Genomic DNA, 19,421 nt, shown 5'->3' with positions numbered 1-19,421 from the left:
ACGATGATCAACCTCATCAAACAAAAGTATGCGTTCTTACTGCTGCTAATCGCTCTGATTAGCAGCAGTAAAACCTGGGCCCAGCAGGACAAGTTGTTCTCGCAGTACATGTTTAACATGATGGCCTTGAACCCCGCGTATGCTGGGAGTCGTGACGTGCTAAGTGCTACTGCACTCTACCGTAACCAATGGGGCGGAATGACAGGCGCACCCCAAACCGCAACTTTCAGTATTGATATGCCCGTAAACCGCGAAAGAGTAGGGTTGGGCTTGCAGTTGTTCAACGACCAAATTGGTCTCGAAAACTGGACAGGTGCGATGCTTTCTTACGCTTTCCGAATTAAAGTTGGCGAACGTACAACTTTGGCATTAGGTTTGCAGGGTGGTGCCATGAATTTTCGCTGGGATTTGGCCAAGGCAGATTTAGGAAATAACTTATCCGATCCTGCTTTTGCTAGTAATATCTCGAAAATTCTGCCAAACTTCGGTACGGGTATTTACCTGAGCAACGACCGCTCATATCTCGGGGTGTCAGTACCTTATTTGATTGAGAACAATTTGAATGATTATGACAACGACCAACGTGCGAAAGTACGTCGCCACTTGTACGCAATGGGTGGGTTTGTCGTAGGCCGTAACTCGGTTAAACTCAAACCCTCAATGATGGTTCGCTACGTAAATGGCGCGGGGCTATCGTTGGATGGAAACATGAACTTGTGGTTCAACGACCGTATCGCTTTTGGGGTGTCGTATCGTCACAATCGCTTTTCAACTTATGCGGGCAAAATTCAACAACTTCCTGATGGTAGCATCATGAAAGGCGACGCACTCGTAGGAATGATTGAGCTTCAGCTTTCTGATCAATTCCGATTGGGATACTCGTACGACTGGACTCGTAACAACCTCAATCAAAGTCGTAAGTTTTTGAACATCCCAACCCACGAAATTATGCTGCGTTACGAATTCGGATTCAGCAAGAGTAAGATTCTTACTCCACGTTATTTCTAAGGGTTCAATAGTAAAATCTAGTTAAGGGTATATTCTTCATGAAGGGGTATTGCAACGCCAACAGGGGAATATACCTTTTTCTTTACCCAAATTTTGGAATTATGAAGACGTCTATCTTATCGACTCTATTGGTAGTTGCGCTTGCATGTGTTGAAGTGAAGGCCCAGACGACGTTGAGTCACGCAAATCGCCAATATGAAATGATGGCCTATTCGAAGGCTATCGAGCTTTATGAGCAGTCATTAAAAGACAACCTAAAAGACTCTACTAAAGTAAATACGCTCGTTAAACTAGGGCATAGTTATCACCAAATTAGAGATACCCAAAATGCCGAACGCGTGTATCGACTTTTGTTTGGAGAAACAAAAAGTATTCCTAAAAGCCAAGCAAGTAGCTATTTGTACTACGCTCAGGCATTGGCAAGCAATGGCAAATACGATGAGGCAAAAGACATGTATGAGCGCTATAGCCAAGCGCAACAAGATGACACCCGTGGCAAAGAATTTACAAAACTTTACGGCGATGTAAGTAAGCTTAAAAAAAATAAAACAAGTTATAAGATTGAGGCGCTTGATAATATAAACACCAACAGAGCCGAATTTAGCCCTACCTATTATAAAAAAGGCTTGGTGTTTGTGTCTTCAAGAAATGAAGGCGTAAACATCAAACGAACCTACGGTTGGAACCAAACCGCGTTTTTAGATTTGTACGAAATTCCTGATTTGTCGGTGGTCAACTCCGCTAAAACAAGCCGTGTAGGTGGTTCTGAAACCACCGCAAGAGCGGCCAAAGGCAAAGGCGTGTATTTACTTGGCGCGGATGAATATACCGAAAGAACAGCCAACGATTCGAATACGCCAGGGAACTTTAAAGTAACGAGTGCTGGAAAACCTGACCCTCTTCAAAATGCGAAAATTGAATCGCAAAACATGGGGAAAGCTATCAACTCAAAATACCACGAAGGCCCCGTGGCTTTCTTCAAAGATGGAAGCAAAATGCTCTTTACTCGTAATAATTACTTGGATGGCAAGTACAAAACGAGCAAAGACGGTGTGAATAAATTGAAACTGTACATCGCCGATAAAACAGGCAGCGACTGGGGGAAAATCAAAGAACTACCTTTCAATAGCGATGAATATTCGGTAGGGCATCCTGCCTTGTCGAAGGACGATAAGTTGTTGTATTTTGTCTCCGATATGCCAGGTGGTTTTGGTGGAACCGATATTTACGTCAGCAAGTACGAAAACAACAATTGGTCGGTGCCCGTTAATCTGGGTCCAGCCGTAAACACCAAAGGCAACGAAATGTTCCCGTTTGCCGATGAGCAAGGAAACTTGTATTTCTCTTCAGATGGTCACGCAGGACTTGGTGGACTGGACATGTTTTATGCCAAACTCATCGAAGGCGTAATGGCCAAAAAACCAAAAAACCTTGGTGAGCCTATCAACTCAACCAAAGATGATTTTGGACTTATTACTGACGGTGAGCGTAAAAGTGGCTTTTTTAGCAGTAACCGCCGCAACGGTGGTGCCGACGACGATTTGTACCGTTTTGAGCGCTCGGGGCCGCTAGACCCTTGCCAAGACATCATTGTAAACGTGTTTGACGCTGAAACCAAGAACGCCTTGGCCAACGTGGATGTAGAAGTTATCAGCAAAGATGAAAGCGCGCCAGAGTCAAAAACAATGACGACCGACAGCGAAGGAAACCTTCGTTTGTGCTTGGATAGCGACATTGATTTTGTGTTTAAAGCGTCGAGCGAGGGCTATTTGAACAATACCCGCAATTTTACCACCAAAGACCTTGATATTTCGGAGCTGGTAAAATTGGAAATCCCGCTCGACAAAGCAAAGCCTAAAAACACGGGTCCTAAGACCTTTACGTTGCGCGGGTTGGTAACGACGCAAAAAGAACGTAAACCCATTCCTGGCGTAAAAGTATTGCTCCACAACGAATGCGACGGCTCGACACAAGAGTCAGTGACGGACGAAAACGGAAGCTATAAATTTGAGGTACCTATTGGCTGCGATTACTCAATCGAAGCCATGAAAGATAACTTGGGCACGATGGGCAGCAAAGTCAAAGGTGGCGAAACGACCGAGGCTAACATTACGATGTTTGAAAAAGGTGACGTTATCAAAATTGATAATATTTACTACGACCTCAACAAATGGGATATTCGTTCGGACGCAACGGTAGAGCTCAATAAGCTGGTTGACCTGATGAAAAAATACCCGAAAATGAAAATTGAGTTTGGGTCGCATACCGATAGCCGTGCCTCGGCCAAGTACAACAAGACGCTCTCAACGCAGCGGGCAAAATCGGCGGTAGCGTACATTGTAAAACAGGGAGTTAATTCAAAGCGGATTATTGCGGCGGGTTACGGTGAAAGTAAACTGGTCAACAAGTGCAAAGACGGCATTGGGTGTACAGAAGAAGAGCACCAACAAAACCGTCGTACCGAAATCAAAATCCTGAGTTTATAGAAATAAATGTTTTGAAGGTGAGTTATTAGAAAAGCAGAGGTTCGAGAGAGCCTCTGCTTTTTTTTAGTAGCTTTATTTATCTTTTCAAATATCTAGAACTACAGCTACCCAGAATCGCCGTGAAAACACTAAAAATACCTACTACTTTACTGATTAGTTGGGTTTGTATATGCCTGTTAATGGCGTGCCAGAAAGATAAAGAGGAGGTGAAAGCTCTACCTCGAAATTCGGCTCAAATTACTATGCAGGGGAAACCTTGGAATTATACGCTACCCAATGGAATTCCTATTTTAACTCAAACCTCCTGTTCCACTTGTTGGGCTGAACGGTTAGATACGCTTTACAAAAATTTCTTATTTCTTTCATTTTATCGTTATTACGAAGAAAAAGGCACTGGGAGATTTGATAGAAATAACTTTGAAACCCTTTCTTTCGGCGCGATTCCGTACAAATTAGGAAAATTTGAACTATTGGGAACAATAACTGCCTGTCGTCCAGATACAATTCCCACTGCCCGATTTTACACGAATGAATACGATGTAGGGAAGGATACGTATGAAGTGCTTAAATCGGAAAAAAATTATATTCAGCTAACAAAAATAGACAGAGCAACTGGCTATATTGAAGGTGAGTTTACGATGACTTTTATCCGTACCCGTAAAGGAAGTAAATCTGAATATCCTGATACCCTTCGCTTTCAACCGTCACATTTTTCAGCCTTCATTGGAGCAAATGAATAGCATATTGAACAGTTTAGCGTAGTCGCGGGCGAGCTCCGAACTATCGCCTCAGTTCCTTCGTCCGATAGTACCTTTCTGGCATTTATTGTTTTACCCAATAAAAATAGTTGCTAACTACTTTTATATTCACTAACTTTCTCAGAATAGCTGCAACGCTAATCACGAAGTCGTATGTACAGATTCTGGGAAAGGACGTTAATCGTCGGGTTAGTGTTTTGTTTGTTTCTTGACGCGGCGGCCCAAACGCTCGTGGGGAAGGTCATAGACGCGCAAACAAAAGCCCCCGTACCCTTTGCGGTGGTGTTCGTAAGCAATACCTCCAAAGCGACCGAAACCGATACATTGGGAAATTTTACCCTCAAAAACATCTTTCAGCACATAAAGGGGGGCAGCGTTGAGGTGGTGGTGTCGTTGGTGGGTTACACTACTTTTCGTCAAAAAATGGTGTATTCCCAGCGGGATTCCCTGCGGTTGCCCGTGTCGTTGGCGCCCGCCCAGCAATCCATTGCCGAAGTAGCCGTTAAAGGTACGCGCGACCAAACGTGGCTCAAACAATTCAAAAAATTTGAGAAGGCGTTTGTCGGAACGGGAGAAAATGCGCGACACACCAAAATCACAAACGCCTGGGTAGTCGATTTTGAGGAAGACGGCGATGCGCTTAAAGCGTCGGCCAAACAGCCCATTCTGCTGGAAAACAAAGCCTTGGGATACACTATTTTCTTTGAACTTCAACGAGGAACGATTTCCTCTATACGTAGTAGCTTTGCGGGTCTGGCGCGGTTTGAGGAAATGAAACTCAGCGACCCCAAACAACAAAAGAAAGTCGCCGAAAATCGTCAACGGGCTTATGAAGGGTCGGAGCGTCATTTCTTGAAAGCTTTGTCCCAAAACAAACTCAAACAAGAAGGGTTTGTGGTGTATGAAGTCAGTCCTACGTACCGCGAAAAAACAACGTTTACGCATTTAAACCCACAGTTAGGAAAACGGTTGTTTCCATTCAATGATACTGCTGCCGTACGAATGGGGAAATTGCCGACTTCACGAGAACTATACATTCGGAATGAAATAGAAATCTTGAACATCAACCAAATGTCGCGAATAGGTACGTACCAAGATGCACCCTTTGCCGTATCGTGGCTACGTCTCAAAGGCGGTAAAGCAGAAGTGACGACCTCGGGCTTGCTTTTTGATGCGAATAGTAGCGAATGGGCGGGGGAGATAGCCGAGCGAAGAATGGCCGATTTATTGCCCTTGGATTTTGACCCTGAGCCGCTGGTCGAAAACTCTAATTGGCAACTGTTATTACCCAAACAGGAGGCTCCGTCGCCCATTTTAAGTGCTTTGGAAACGCCGCCACCGCCGTTGGTATCGGTTAAACATTCGTTTGAAGGCGACTCCATCCTTTTTAGGATTCAGGTAAAAAAAACGAATGGGACGCCCGTGAGAGGAAGCGTATCCATTGCCATCATCGAAGATACCCAAGCAACAAGCGCGGATACTTCACTGCCAGTAATGGCCATGGCGGATACATCAACGCTCGCGAGTGCCCCCAACACCATCACCCTCGAAGAAGTCAAGGTGAAAGTCAAGCAAAACAAACGTGCCACGCAGACCTTGTTGGGAAAAATAGATTACGTAGTAGAAAGCAAAGACCTTCGAGATATTATTTCGGGGAATGTTGTCACAGCCCTGCAAAGTAAAGTGCCAGGCATTGACATTTTTGAGACGACGGACAACGGGGGCTTCAACCGAAAGGGAGTTCGAATCAGGGGTGGAGGATATAGCCTACGCGCTACCGCTGCCACCGAAGACGAACCGCTTTTTTTACTAGATGGCATTCCTTACGGAACGCTACAGAGTCTCAGCACTATTCCCGTGAGCGAAGTAGAACGCATTGAAGTCATCAAACACGCGAATCCGTTGTTGGGGTTGCGCGGTAAAAATGGCGCTATCAACGTAGTGACAAAGCGGGCGGTCAGTCACTCCAATGCCCCAACGGCTTCTGTCAACGAGGGAAAGTTGTTTTATTGGCAGCCCAGTACGGAGTTGTCAAAAGAGGGAGAGACGACGGTTCGTTTTCCATTGCCCAGAGGTACTACCTATTACGTGACCATCAACGGCCTAACCGCCGAAAGCCAGCCTTTCTCGCATGAATTTCGGGTTCGGTAAAACCATAACACAATCCATTTTTATTTACTCAAAAACAAGTCAAATACAGTAAAAACAAACAGTACAATGAAACCACAACCATTCTTTGTAATTCTTATTGGGATGATGATAGGAAGCCTGAAAGCTACTGGACAAACCCTGACTATTCGCAATGCGACCGAAAAGCCTATTACTGTTCAAGTGGAAGTAATGGGAAGGTATAAATCGCACCAACCATTTGATTCACTCACAATCGCTCCGAAAGGAACAGCGACACTAAATCGTAAAAATTCACCTCTGACGTTTTATAGTGTAACTGTCAACAAAGTGGCAGAAACGTACAAAGATTTTGTTTGGGAGCGCGACGTGGAATTGGCCTTTGATGAATCCAGTAAGTTTACTGTCAAAGGCAGCACGTTAACAACCGAATGGGATGATTTTGATAAAAATATGGTATTGCCAGTGCGCGATAAATTGGTAGCAAATACAATTGAGTACAATAAATTACTAGCAGCAGGGGATACGTTAGGGGGAGAAAAATACCTACAAAAGTCTAACCAAGCGATTGAAGAGCTAAACAAACAGTTGGATAGCATCATTTTTGCGTCCCGCAGAAATTTTTTAGATCTTTATTTGTTAGCAGGCCGATGGAGAGCTTGGCCCAAAAGTGTATGTAATGAGCAACTGCAAGCGTACGCAGCTGCTTGGGGAAACCATCCGTTTCACAAAGCAATTGTGGATGAAATCAAGAAAATAGAGAGTGTGGGCGAAGGGGTTCGCATTCGGCCGTTTAAGACGATGAGTATTGAGGACAAAGAAGTCAACTTGTCGGAAATAAAATCGGATTACATTTTATTAGATTTTTGGGGGAGCTGGTGCGGGCCGTGCATCAAGGCGATTCCTGAGTTACAAAACCTATACACGACATTTGACGCGTCACGTCTTCAAATCATAGGGATTGCGGGAGAAAATGAAGTGCCCAGTGCGCAGCTCCGCGCGCTTCTCAAGAAGAAGGACATTGGTTGGACGCAAATAGAGGAGTTACGTCTGGGAGACAAAACGTTAGCAAAACAGTTGAATATCACGTTTTATCCAACGTACTTTTTACTGGACAAAAATCTAAAAATCATCAAAAGAGGTGATTCGCGTATTTTGAAGGACGTAAGAGAAATATTGCTTGGTAATTGATAACACTGCTTTGTTTATCAAGTTGGGACACTTCATACGCTAAAAAAATAGCTTTAAATTTACCCATAAGCGGAAGCTCGCAAGGACTTCTGCTTTTTTTGTTGTGTTTGGCAAGATTCCTGCTTTCTTTTGCGTTGATGAATGAATCAACTCATGTAATAATGAAAAAACGATATTTACAACAAACAGCCTCCTTACTACTGCTAACTGCTTCCTGCTTCTTGCTAACCGTTCACCACGCCCAGGCCCAGCGCGAAGTGCAGTATGCCCAGTATTTGGTAAATCCACTGGCGATTAACCCCGCCGCGACGGGTGTCCGTGAAACCTTCCATTTCAACGCTGTATTGCGGCGCCAATTTGTGGCGGGAGTGCAAGGGCTGCCCATTACCCAGTCGTTTGCCATGGACGGAACCGTAGCGAACGGAAAAATTGGCTTAGGGTTGCAAGGGCTAAACGACCGCGTGTCGGCCAACACGGCTGTTTTTGGGAGTATCAGCTACATTCATAAAATTTCGGACTACCAAAAATTGTCGATTGGAGCATTGGGTGGAATCAACGTATTACCCGCCCGCGATGTGCTCAATACGGGCGGAAATATCAATAAAGCGCTGCCCAGTGCAGGAGTTGGAATTTATTACGAAGATGAAACGTTTTTTGGAGGAGTGTCGATGCCCGAAATCCTCAAACAGCAGTACGGATACAACAGCACCAGCGGATTAATCAATTACCAACGCCCCATTTTTGTCCAATTGGGTATGAAATCAGAAGTAAGCGACGGAATCATTGTCAAGCCATCTCTACTTCTTACCAAGCCCGAAAAAGCAAAAATGCGCCTTGATTTAAACGCCATTGCTACTGTACAAGACCGCTTTACGGGCGGGTTATCGGTTCGATTTGGCAGTACAACTTACTGGCAAGCACTGCTTGCTTACGACATATCGAAGAACATTCGGGTTGGTTATGCGTATAGTTCTCGTCGAGTAGAAGATTTTAACGCCCAAACCAATAACATCGCAGGAGTAGGAAAGGGAATCCATGAAATTGTTTTTACCCTTCAACCGAATCCTCAAAGAGATTAGATTTTTGCTAAAACTATACGATTTTTGCAATTAATTACAAATTCAAAGCTAACTTTGCGCCCCTGAAACTAAGTGGTTTTTAAATGGAAAAATACTCATATATAGCGAATTCAGAAGCTGCGTACATTGAAGAGTTGTACCAAAAATACCAACAACAACCTGATTCCGTTGATTTAAGCTGGCAACGTTTCTTTGAAGGGTTTGAATTTTCACTCAAATATGGTGATTCAAAGCCTACACTGAATGGAAACGGAACGGCTACAACCGAAAAGCCCGTCTCGGCTAGCCATACACGCAAAGAAATGGAGGTTGTACACCTTATCAGAGGGTACCGCCAACGGGGGCATTTGGCTTCTCAAACCAACCCACTCGGGCCTCGTAAAAATCGCTATCCAGAACTCGATTTGTCGGATTTTAACCTCTCAGATGCAGACTTAGATGCTGTTTTTGAAGCAGGTATTGAGGTGTTTGGCCGTGCGGCTACCCTCCGTGAGATCGTTACCGCTCTCCAAAAAGTTTATACGGGTAAAATTGGTTTTGAATACCAATACATCCGTGACCGTAAAGTGAAGAGTTGGTTGCGTGAAAAGATTGAAAATGAGTTTCTTAACTTCAATCCGACGATTGAACAGAAGAAACGTATTTTAGAAAAATTGAACGATGCCGTTACGTTTGAGAACTTCTTACATACCAAGTTTTTGGGCAAAAAGCGTTTCTCGCTCGAAGGTGGAGAAGCGACCATTCCTGCGTTGGATGTAGCCATCAACCGTGGGGCAGAGTTGGGCGTGGAAGAGGTGGTTGTTGGGATGGCACACCGTGGCCGCCTCAATGTATTGACCAACATCATGCACAAGCCTTACGAGCAAGTGTTCAATGAGTTTGAAGAAAACGTGGTCTTGGATGAGTTTAGCGATGGTGACGTAAAATACCACATGGGTTACGAGAGCCAAATCGAGACGCCCGAAGGTAAACGCGTGAGCCTCAAGCTAATGCCAAACCCGTCGCACTTGGAAGCGGTCAATCCAGTGGTAGTTGGATACGTGCGTGCCCGCGCGGATGAGCACTACAACCACATTCCTGGTCAAGATAAATATGATCCAGTATTGCCAATCTTGATTCACGGTGATGCCGCCGTGGCTGGACAAGGCATTGTATATGAAGTAACACAAATGTCGAATCTTCCTGCGTATTATACAGGAGGAACGTTGCATTTTGTCATCAATAACCAAATAGGTTTTACCACCGACCATGAAGACGACCGTTCGTCGATTTATTGCTCGGACATTGCCAGAATTGTGGACGCGCCTATTTTCCACGTCAATGGAAATGACCCAGAAGCAGTGGCGTTTGTGATGAAAGTAGCGGTAGAATTCCGTCAGGAGTTTAACCGTGATGTATTTGTGGATATGGTTTGTTACCGCAAATACGGCCACAACGAATCGGATGAGCCGCGCTTCACGCAGCCGACGATGTACGCTAAAATTTCACAACAACTCAACGGCCGCGATTTGTACTTGAAAGAATTGACAGAACGTGGTGAATTGGATGCGCAGATTGCCGACCAAATGCGTGCTGAGTTGGAGGGAGAGTTGCAAGAGCTGTTACAAAAAGTAAAACAAAAGCAATTGCTGTACGAGCGTCCAAAACTCGAACGTGATTGGGCAGAATTGCGCCGCTCAGTACCTGAAGATTTTGAGCAATCGCCCGAAACAGGTATTTCCAAAGAGGTAATTGAGAAAGTGGGTAAAGCCCTTTCTAGCCTTCCTGCCGATTTCAAGGTGTTGAAACAAATTGAAAAAGTGTTGGAAGAACGCAAGCAGATTTTTGCGGGCGAAAAACCTTTCAACTGGTCCGCAGGGGAGTTGTTGGCTTACGGTTCGCTTTTGGCCGAAGGCAGAACGGTTCGTATGACAGGGCAAGACGTACAGCGCGGAACTTTTTCTCACCGTCATGCGGTATTGCACGAAAGCGAAACCAATGCTACGCACAACAGCTTGGCCTACATTGGTGAAGGACAAGGTAAATTTGAAATTTATAACTCATTGCTTTCAGAGTATGGAGTAATGGGCTACGAATACGGGTATGCGATGGCAAACCCTCACGCATTGGTGATTTGGGAAGCACAGTTCGGAGATTTTGCCAACGGTGCCCAAATCATGATTGACCAGTTTATTGCGGCCACCGAGTCAAAATGGAATGCCATGAACGGCTTAGTGATGCTTCTTCCACACGGCTACGAAGGCCAAGGCCCTGAGCACTCAAGCGCCCGTCCAGAGCGTTTCTTGATTCTTTCGGCTGAGTATAATATGTACGTGTGTAACATCACGACCCCTGCCAACTTGTTCCACATGATGCGCCGTCAGCTAACGACGCCGTTCCGTAAGCCGTGTATTTTGATGTCGCCTAAGTCGATGCTACGTAGCCCAATGGCGGTTTCTCCAATGAGCGATTTCTTGGAAGGAAGTCGTTTCCAAGAAACCATCGGCGATACGTACGCTGACCCTAAAAAGGTGAAAAAAGTGTTGTTGTGTACTGGTAAAATTTACTGGGAGTTGTACGACAAACAGCAAAAAGACCAACGCAAAGACGTGGCTATCATTCGGGTTGAGCAATTGCATCCGTTCCCTAAAAAGCAAATTGAAGCGCATTTGGCTCAGTACAAAAAAGCCGAAGTTGTATGGGTGCAAGAAGAGCCAGAAAACATGGGTTACTGGTCGTTTATCCTACGCGAGTTCCCAGAAATTGGTTTAGGAAGTGTAATTGCCCGCAAAGCAAGTGCATCACCTGCGACGGGTTACATGAAAATTCATACGGTGGAGCAAGCCGACCTCATCGAACAAGCTTTTGCTGGAAAATAACAATAAACGATTAACTTGTGCCTCAGCACGTAAAGGATAATAAGAAGGATGTCACAAATTGAAATAAAAGTCCCAACCGTTGGGGAATCTATCACCGAAGTAACCATTGGTTCTTGGGTGAAAAAAGACGGGGAAAGCGTCAAGCGTGATGAAGTAATATGCAGCTTAGACTCTGATAAAGCATCTTTTGAAGTAGTGTCAGAAGCCGATGGCGTATTGCGTATCAAAGCACAAGAAGGAGATGTTCTGCCGATTGGTGGTTTGATTTGTGTTATCGAAGCGTCTGCTGCGGCACCTGCACCCGCTCCTACACCCGCACCCGCTCCAGTAGCGGTGGCACCTGCCCCTGCTGCTTCGGCACCCGTAGCGGCTAAGGTGGTTGAAATGAAAGTGCCAACGGTGGGCGAGTCAGTTACAGAGGTGACGATTGCGAACTGGAACAAAAAAGACGGCGATGTAGTACAATTGGACGAAGTTTTGTGCGAACTCGAATCGGACAAAGCAACGTTTGAACTTCCTGCCGAAGCCGCAGGAACCCTTCGTATCGTTGCGGAAGCAGGTGCTACCTTGCCTATTGGTGCGACCATCTGCCGCATCGAAGTAGGAGGAGGGGTTAGTCAATCTGCTGCTCCAGCCCCAGCTCCCGTAGAAACACCAGCTGCTGCGCCAGTGGCATCGGCAAGTGGTTATGCCTCGGGTCATCCATCGCCTGCAGCCGCCAAAATTCTTTCGGAAAAAGGCATTAGTGCATCGGATGTATCTGGCTCAGGTGTTGGTGGACGTATTACCAAAGAAGACGCCGAAAAAGCGCAAGTTGCAGCGCCAGCAGCAGCTACGCCTGCCCCCGCTCCAAAAGCTGAACCTGCTGCACCTGCCGCTCCAAAAGCTGCCGACCCACGCGGACAGCGTCGCGTAAAAATGACATCATTGCGTAAGACCATTGCTCGCCGCTTGGTAGCAGTGAAAAATGAAACGGCCATGTTGACAACCTTCAACGAGGTGGACATGAAGCCTATCATGGAACTACGCGCCAAATACAAAGATAAATTCAAAGAAAAGCACGGTGTTGGCCTCGGCTTTATGTCGTTCTTCACTAAAGCGTGTGCGATTGCGTTACAGGAGTTCCCTGTCGTAAACTCGTTCATCGATGGTGAAGAAGTGGTATATAACGACTACTCAGACATCTCAATCGCCGTTTCTACTGACCGTGGTTTGGTTGTGCCTGTTGTCCGCAATGCTGAAAAAATGACCTTCGCCGAAATCGAGAAGGAAATCATTCGTTTGGCAGGCTTAGCGCGTGACAACAAGTTGACCATCGATCAAATGCAAGGCGGAACTTTTACCATCACCAACGGTGGTATTTTTGGCTCGATGCTTTCGACTCCGATTATCAACGCGCCACAGTCGGCGATTTTGGGAATGCACAACATCGTAGAACGTCCAGTAGTCGTAAATGGCGAAATCGTGGTACGTCCTATCATGTACGTGGCACTTAGCTACGACCACCGAACCATCGACGGCCGTGACTCAGTGAGCTTCTTGGTACGTGTGAAGCAAATCCTTGAAGATCCAACTCGTTTGTTATTGGAAGTCTAAAAAAATAAACAACCTGCGTCCTGTAATTTTTTACAGGACGCTTTTTTTACAATATGATTGATAACGTACGCATCCAAAATTTTAAGTCGATAAGGGACTTAACTTTCGATACTAGGCGAGTTAACGTCTTCATTGGAGAGCCGAATACTGGTAAATCTAATATATTGGAAGCATTAGGGATGTTTGCTTTTGGACACGTACGAGATATTCGCCAGTTAGTTCGTTTTAAGAGAATGTCCGACATGTTTTATGATAATCAGATTCAGGATTCGATTAAAGTTCAGGCTGATGGAGATTGTCTCACGTATAAATTTGGTAAAAACGTAAGCGTCTTAAATTATACTTTTTCTAACGAACCCAAAGACTACTATTTCGGAATAAAGAATAGCGGAGTGACTGTTGATCAGCTTTATGATTACGAATTGCCAAGTGGGTACGAAAGCTGGAAAGCTTATTTTAAAACTTACGAAGAGAGTAAAGAGCTATATTTTAAGCCATATAGGTTTCAAAATGTTAAAAAATTTGTGGCAAAAAATGGTTTTTTCTTGTACCCCCCTCACGGAGAAAACTTGTATGATGTCATCCATTTTAATCCTAGCGTGCGAGAAATTATTGCTGAAATATTAAAATCAAAAGGTTATAAGTTAAATTTAGACGTAGAAAGAAAAGAGATTAACATGCTAAAAGAGTTTAAGGATGTTGTATATACATATCCTTATACGTCTCTTTCGGATACTTTGCAACGGCTCATGTTTTACATAGCGGCTTTGGAGAGTAATAAAAAATCAGCACTATTATTTGAAGAGCCTGAATCAAATATATTTCCATTTTATAATAAATACTTGGCTGAACTAATCGCCCAAAATGAATCAGAGAATCAGTTTTTTATTGCGACTCATAACCCGTATTTCTTAGGTTCGTTAATTTTTAAAACACCGATACGAGAGTTGGCTGTATATATTACTTATATGGACAATTACGAAACCAAGTTGCGCCTTTTATCAAATGAGGAAATAGAGGAACTGGCCTCTATGGATACAGGAATGTTCTTTAATTTGGACTTATTTTTACCACAAGCATGATTTTTTTAGAGTGTAATCCTGATGAAGCTTTGGTAATGACTTTGGGTATTACTAGAAAGGAAGTTAGGCATGAAGACGATAAAGGTGAAGTTTGTAAAAAGGTAGCCAGAAATTCAAGCGTGAAAGGGTTGATTGAAGAAGACCCAGAAATAGCCCAGCCGAAGTACATTAGAGGGTTGGAGCTTAAAGAAGAAAAGCATCAAATTAAGCTTTTTTACGATAGAAAAATGGACAATAGTATCATAATGATTTGTCCGAAATTGGAGACATGGATTATTCTTGTTTGTCAGCGGGCAAAACTAGATATTACAAAATTTGGACTTCCTGATAAACCTAATCAGCTGCATAAAGTTCTAAATACTCGTATCGCCCAATGGAAAACGCTCCTTACCTATCTAGAAAGCCATGAAAATGAATCCATCCTATATTTGAAATCTTTATTAAATTCATAACTAACCAATGCAATACGACGTTATCGTTATCGGTTCAGGGCCAGGAGGCTATATCTGTGCCATTCGTTGTGCTCAATTAGGCTTAAAAACGGCCATCATCGAAAAATATAAAACGCTTGGAGGAACTTGCCTTAATGTAGGTTGTATTCCTTCAAAAGCATTGCTTGACTCGTCGGAACATTACCACAATGCGGCGCACAGCTTTGCTGAACATGGTATCAAGCTCGAAAACTTGCAAGTCGATTTGGCACAGATGATTGCCCGCAAAAGCGAGGTGGTTAGCCAAGTGTGCAAAGGGGTAGAGTTTTTGATGAAGAAAAACAAAATCGACGTTTACCAAGGAAAAGGCTCTTTCGTGGATAAAAACACGGTGAAGGTGACCAAAGATTCGGGCGAAATTGAAATGGTGACGTCAAAAAATATCGTTATCGCCACAGGCTCGAAACCTTCGTCACTGCCTGGTATCACCATCGATAAACAACGCATCATTACTTCTACCGAAGCCCTTCAAATGAAAGAAGTTCCTAAGCACCTTATCGTGATTGGCGCAGGGGTGATTGGGGCAGAATTAGGCTCGGTCTATGCACGTATCGGTGCCAAAGTGAGCTTTGTAGAGTATGCTTCGGCCATGATTCCTACCATGGACAGTACGATGGGCAAAGAGCTTCAACGTAGCATGAAGAAGCTTGGTGCTGATTTCTATTTGAGCCACAAAGTAAAAACGGTGGTAAATACTGGCGATGAAGTGGTAGTAACAGCCGAAAATCCGAAAGGAGAAACGGTTACTTTCACGGGTGACTACTGCTTAATGAGCGTAGGACGTCGGCCATTTACCGATGGATTGGCCCTCGAAAATGCAGGCTTGACAACCGACGCACGTGGAAAAATCGAAGTGGACGAACATACACTTCAGACCAAAGTGTCTAACATTTATGCCATCGGTGACGTGATTCGCGGAGCAATGCTCGCCCACAAAGCCGAAGAGGAAGGCGTATTTGTGGCAGAAACCATCGTGGGTCAAAAACCACACATTAACTATTCGCTAATTCCAGGCGTTGTTTATACATGGCCAGAGGTAGCAAGTGTCGGAAGCACTGAAGAAGAACTCAAAGCCAAAGGTGTGCCTTACAAGTCTGGTTCATTTCCGTTCAAAGCCTTAGGACGTGCCCGCGCTAGTATGGACATCGACGGTACGGTTAAGGTATTGGCTCATAAAGAAACTGACGAAATTTTGGGCGCTCATATCATTGGCCCACGCGCTGCCGACATGATTGCGGAAGCCGTGGTAGCGATGGAATACCGTGCTTCGGCCGAGGACATTAGTCGCATGTCGCACGCGCACCCGACTTATACCGAAGCGTTTAAAGAAGCGTGTTTGGCTGCTACTGGCAACCGCGCCTTGAATGCTTAGTAACTGAATTAATAACAACAGTATGGATACCCCGATGAGCTAGCTTGTCGGGGTATTTTTTTGATGGTCAATAATTGCTCGAACTGTTTCGATGGCCGTCGATAAAGGTTGGGTAATGTCAAAGGGCAGAATGATTAACTGAAGCGTATCATCAAAACGGAAAGCGGGGAGAGGAGTGGTAAAGCCTTCGTGAGCAGGATAGAGCAAATACAACTCGGTTGCCCGATATTTTTGACCATAGGCGTAGAGTTGGTACAAATCTGCTTGGTCGATGCCATAATTGGGCGCATCAGGGGCAATGCGTTTCCATTTGATGTCGATAACAATGACTTGTTCCTCAAAGCGCAAAACCAAGTCGGGGCGTAGTTTAAATTGGGGTTTCCCGTCGTGGCGTTGAAGTAAGTAGTGGGCTGTTTCTTGATAAACAACTTCGTATTCTTGACAATATCGTTTAAAGCCTTGTGCTACATATCGTTCAAACAATTGTTCGGTGGGAAATAAAAGCGACTCGTTAGTGTTTGCTCCGAAGGTACTCCACGATTGAGTCAGCAGCAGGATTTTAGCCCATTTTAAAGCTTGGGAATAACGGTCGAAACTTCTTGGCAAATGACTAACCTTTTGAAAGTCTTCTGCCAGCATAGAGGAGGGTTGTATTTCGTCCCAAATAAAACGCAGCTTTCGTAGTTTGGCCTGATTGGGTAGGTATTGACTTCGTTTAGCCAAAAAATCAATGCAGGTTTTGAGCAATCGATTGGGTAAAATATCGGCGATAAACTGGTCGTGTTCAACGGCTAATAATTCGGGATGAGCGTGATTTTGGCGATGATACTGCCATTTCCCCTTCAAAAAACGACTTTGTGCTTCTACCGTTTCGTACGCTTTTTGAATCCCTTGTCGGGTCAATTGTTCAATTTCAGCAATAAACGCGCAGATAAAAATCTCCCAAACTGGTAAGTGTACCTGCTGCAATTGCGCTTGCGAAAGTCGATGAAAGGGTAAGTCAGGCACTGTTCTTAGCATTCGAAGCAGTGCCAATCGCATTTCTGGTACCTTAGCGAAGTCAGAAATTTTAGGTAAAATTTCAATGTGGGTTCCGTCGGATAGTTGTAGTAATCCTACGTGATTTTTGAGCCGAATAAACTCTTGCCCTTTCTGGACCCCATAACTTAGAATCGGTTCGGCATTCCCCCGAAAAGAAAGTTGTTTCATTAGTTCAAAAACTCGGTCAGGAACAAAAACAACGGACTGTGTTTCTTTTTGTTCGTTGCGAAGTGCAATAGATGCTTTTCGGATGTACCCGTATTCGGGAAGGGTAAAGTGCTGTGGCATAGCATAAGTTAGAGTCACACTTGCTAAATTAGTAAAAATCAATTACCTTTGTCCCTAATTATATGATGATTGATTACAGAGGGGAAAGAGATTCCCCTTTTTTGTTGGCAAAAAATGAACCTAAAAGAAAAAATAATCGCTTTGCTGTCAACGCTTTTGGAAGAAGATAAATACTTCATTGTAGAAGTACAAGTTTCTCCTTCAAAAGTTCGACAAAAGGTGACGATATTGATGGATAGTGATGCGGGAATTAGCATCGACGAATGTGCTGAAATAAGCCGTAAACTAGATGATATGATTGAAGCGGAGGAGCTTATTCCGCACGCTTATACCCTTGAGGTTTCCTCGCCAGGCGTAGATTATCCCTTAGCTTTTCCTCGTCAGTTTCAGAAAAACATTGGCCGTACGCTGAAAGTGATTCTGAAAGACGGAATCGAAAAAAGGGGAGAGTTAATCGCTGTTTCGGACGAAGGTTTTACCATCAAGGAGGAATTGAAGAAAAAGAAGAAAGACCAAGTCCCTGCGGAGTTGACTTTTGCCTATGGTGATATTGCCAGAGCAGAAGTACAAATCAAATTTTAATACGAATAAAAACTAACGAATAACCATAAACTGTGGCTTGCCACTTAACTCTTTCGAAAGAAAATGGATAGTGCAGTATTGATAGAATCATTTGCGGAGTTTGCGCGTTCCAAAAACATCGATCGTCCTACGATTATCAAAGTATTGGAAGATGTGTTTCGTACAATGATTCGTAAGAAATATGGAACCGATACCAATTTTGACGTAATCATCAACCCAGACAGTGGAGACCTCGAAATGTGGCGTACCCGCGAAATCGTGGACGATAACTCAGAAGATATTTGGGAACCAGATAAAATTCCATTGGCAGAAGCCCGTAAAATCCAAGATGACTTTGAAGTAGGTGAAGAAGTCGCCGAAGAAGTGAAATTGGAGGACTTTGGCCGCCGTATGGTGCAAACAGCTCGCCAAACATTGATTCAAAAAATCAAGGATTTGGAGAAAGAATTGTTGTACTACAAATACAAAGACATGGTGGGCGATTTGCTCAACGTGGAAGTGTATCAGATTTTGAAAAATGAGCTTATTTGTTTGGATTCGGAAGGAAACGAACTGGCATTGCCAAAACAAGAGCAGATTTTCAAAGACAAGTACCGCAAAGGTGAGCCTGTAAAAGCGGTAATCCACAAAGTAGAGTTAAACAACGGTACGCCACGCATCACCTTGTCGCGTACGTCGCCAGTGTTCTTGGAGCGTTTATTTGAAAACGAAATCCCTGAAATCTACGATGGCCTTATCCATATCCGTAAGATTGTCCGCGAACCAGGCGAAAGAGCCAAAGTCGCAGTTGAATCATACGACGACCGCATCGACCCCGTAGGAGCTTGCGTGGGTATGAAAGGTTCACGTATTCATACGATTGTACGTGAATTGAACAACGAAAATATCGACGTTATCAACTACACTGAAAACTTAGAGTTGTTGATTCAGCGTGCGTTGAGCCCTGCAAAAATCACCTCAATGGTTATCGACCGCGAAGCCAAACGAGTATCGGTGTATTTGAAACCAGACCAAGTGTCGTTGGCAATTGGTAAAGGGGGACAAAACATCAAGTTGGCAGGCCGCTTAGTGAGCATGGAAATCGACGTATTCCGCGATGTAGAAGGTCAGGAAGACGAAGAAGACGTTGACTTGAACGAATTTACGGACGAAATCGACGAGTGGATGATCGAAGAATTCCGTAAGATAGGTTTGGATACTGCGAAACAAGTAATCAGCATCAGCAAAGAAGAGTTGATTCGCCGTACCGATCTTGAAGAAGAAACCGTTGATGAAATCTTAGAAATTTTGCGCCGAGAGTTTGAATAATTCAGGACTTTTAGATTTAAAATGTCCATTACAAACGGTTTTTAGGCGTTGTTAGTACGAGAGATACTAAGACTTGACAAATAAATCTGTATCTTTGGACTAATTTTCAGGGTTTTTCCAGAAAAACGAATAAACAATAACCCGTACTTTAGTA

The 19,421-nt window shown here is 44.1% G+C and carries 14 protein-coding genes; 13 read left to right on the top strand and 1 reads right to left on the bottom strand.

What is annotated here, in order from left to right:
- Window positions 1-3 precede the first annotated feature (3 nt).
- The 11 genes from AC23P2_RS00940 to lpdA all read left to right on the top strand — a co-directional run bounded on the left by AC23P2_RS00940 (window position 4) and on the right by lpdA (window position 16,048).
- The gene (locus tag AC23P2_RS00940) at window positions 4-1,008 is read left to right on the top strand and encodes a PorP/SprF family type IX secretion system membrane protein (RefSeq protein ID WP_122932248.1); all 1,005 of its coding nucleotides are present in this window, start codon (window positions 4-6) and stop codon (window positions 1,006-1,008) included.
- Between the two features lie 101 nt (window positions 1,009-1,109).
- Window positions 1,110-3,494: a carboxypeptidase regulatory-like domain-containing protein gene (locus tag AC23P2_RS00935; protein ID WP_487771457.1), complete on the top strand. Its 2,385-nt coding sequence runs from the start codon at window positions 1,110-1,112 to the stop codon at window positions 3,492-3,494.
- 119 nt (window positions 3,495-3,613) lie between these two features.
- On the top strand, window positions 3,614-4,234 hold the full coding sequence (locus tag AC23P2_RS00930) for a hypothetical protein (protein ID WP_487771456.1): 621 nt from the start codon (window positions 3,614-3,616) through the stop codon (window positions 4,232-4,234).
- A 171-nt stretch (window positions 4,235-4,405) separates the two neighbouring features.
- The gene (locus AC23P2_RS00925; RefSeq protein WP_487771455.1) at window positions 4,406-6,403 is read left to right on the top strand and encodes a carboxypeptidase-like regulatory domain-containing protein; all 1,998 of its coding nucleotides are present in this window, start codon (window positions 4,406-4,408) and stop codon (window positions 6,401-6,403) included.
- A gap of 66 nt (window positions 6,404-6,469) precedes the next feature.
- Complete coding sequence (locus AC23P2_RS00920) at window positions 6,470-7,570, top strand: TlpA family protein disulfide reductase (RefSeq protein WP_487771454.1); 1,101 nt, start codon at window positions 6,470-6,472, stop codon at window positions 7,568-7,570.
- A 161-nt stretch (window positions 7,571-7,731) separates the two neighbouring features.
- A complete protein-coding gene (locus AC23P2_RS00915; protein ID WP_487771453.1) occupies window positions 7,732-8,649 on the top strand; it encodes a PorP/SprF family type IX secretion system membrane protein in 918 nt (305 codons plus the stop codon).
- A gap of 83 nt (window positions 8,650-8,732) precedes the next feature.
- Window positions 8,733-11,507, top strand: coding sequence for a 2-oxoglutarate dehydrogenase E1 component (locus AC23P2_RS00910; protein WP_487771452.1), 2,775 nt, complete (start codon window positions 8,733-8,735; stop codon window positions 11,505-11,507).
- A gap of 48 nt (window positions 11,508-11,555) precedes the next feature.
- The gene (gene odhB / locus AC23P2_RS00905) at window positions 11,556-13,103 is read left to right on the top strand and encodes a 2-oxoglutarate dehydrogenase complex dihydrolipoyllysine-residue succinyltransferase (protein WP_487771451.1); all 1,548 of its coding nucleotides are present in this window, start codon (window positions 11,556-11,558) and stop codon (window positions 13,101-13,103) included.
- A gap of 53 nt (window positions 13,104-13,156) precedes the next feature.
- Window positions 13,157-14,185 carry an AAA family ATPase gene (locus AC23P2_RS00900; protein WP_487771450.1) on the top strand — a complete coding sequence of 343 codons (1,029 nt, stop codon included), beginning with the start codon at window positions 13,157-13,159 and terminating at the stop codon, window positions 14,183-14,185.
- Entirely contained in the window at window positions 14,182-14,637 is a 456-nt protein-coding gene (locus tag AC23P2_RS00895) for a hypothetical protein (RefSeq protein ID WP_487771449.1), read from the top strand. The genes AC23P2_RS00900 and AC23P2_RS00895 overlap by 4 nt, the downstream gene beginning before the upstream one ends.
- A gap of 7 nt (window positions 14,638-14,644) precedes the next feature.
- Window positions 14,645-16,048, top strand: a complete 1,404-nt coding sequence (lpdA, locus tag AC23P2_RS00890) for a dihydrolipoyl dehydrogenase (RefSeq protein WP_472488861.1) — start codon at window positions 14,645-14,647, stop codon at window positions 16,046-16,048.
- Between the two features lie 39 nt (window positions 16,049-16,087).
- Here the strand turns inward: lpdA and AC23P2_RS00885 are convergent, their stop codons facing one another.
- Complete coding sequence (locus AC23P2_RS00885; RefSeq protein WP_487771448.1) at window positions 16,088-17,377, bottom strand: McrC family protein; 1,290 nt, start codon at window positions 17,375-17,377, stop codon at window positions 16,088-16,090.
- Window positions 17,378-17,491: 114 nt separating this feature from the next.
- On the opposite strand from AC23P2_RS00885, the gene AC23P2_RS00880 reads away from it, so the two are divergent.
- Entirely contained in the window at window positions 17,492-17,959 is a 468-nt protein-coding gene (locus AC23P2_RS00880) for a ribosome maturation factor RimP (protein ID WP_487771447.1), read from the top strand.
- A 63-nt stretch (window positions 17,960-18,022) separates the two neighbouring features.
- Complete coding sequence (nusA, locus tag AC23P2_RS00875; protein ID WP_472488855.1) at window positions 18,023-19,267, top strand: transcription termination factor NusA; 1,245 nt, start codon at window positions 18,023-18,025, stop codon at window positions 19,265-19,267.
- The last annotated feature ends 154 nt before the right edge of the window (window positions 19,268-19,421 follow it).

The organism is Runella sp. R0.1_18 (genome assembly GCF_057652155.1).
The sequence above is the reverse complement of the archived record's forward strand: the minus strand, read 5'-3'. Positions and strand labels throughout refer to the sequence as shown.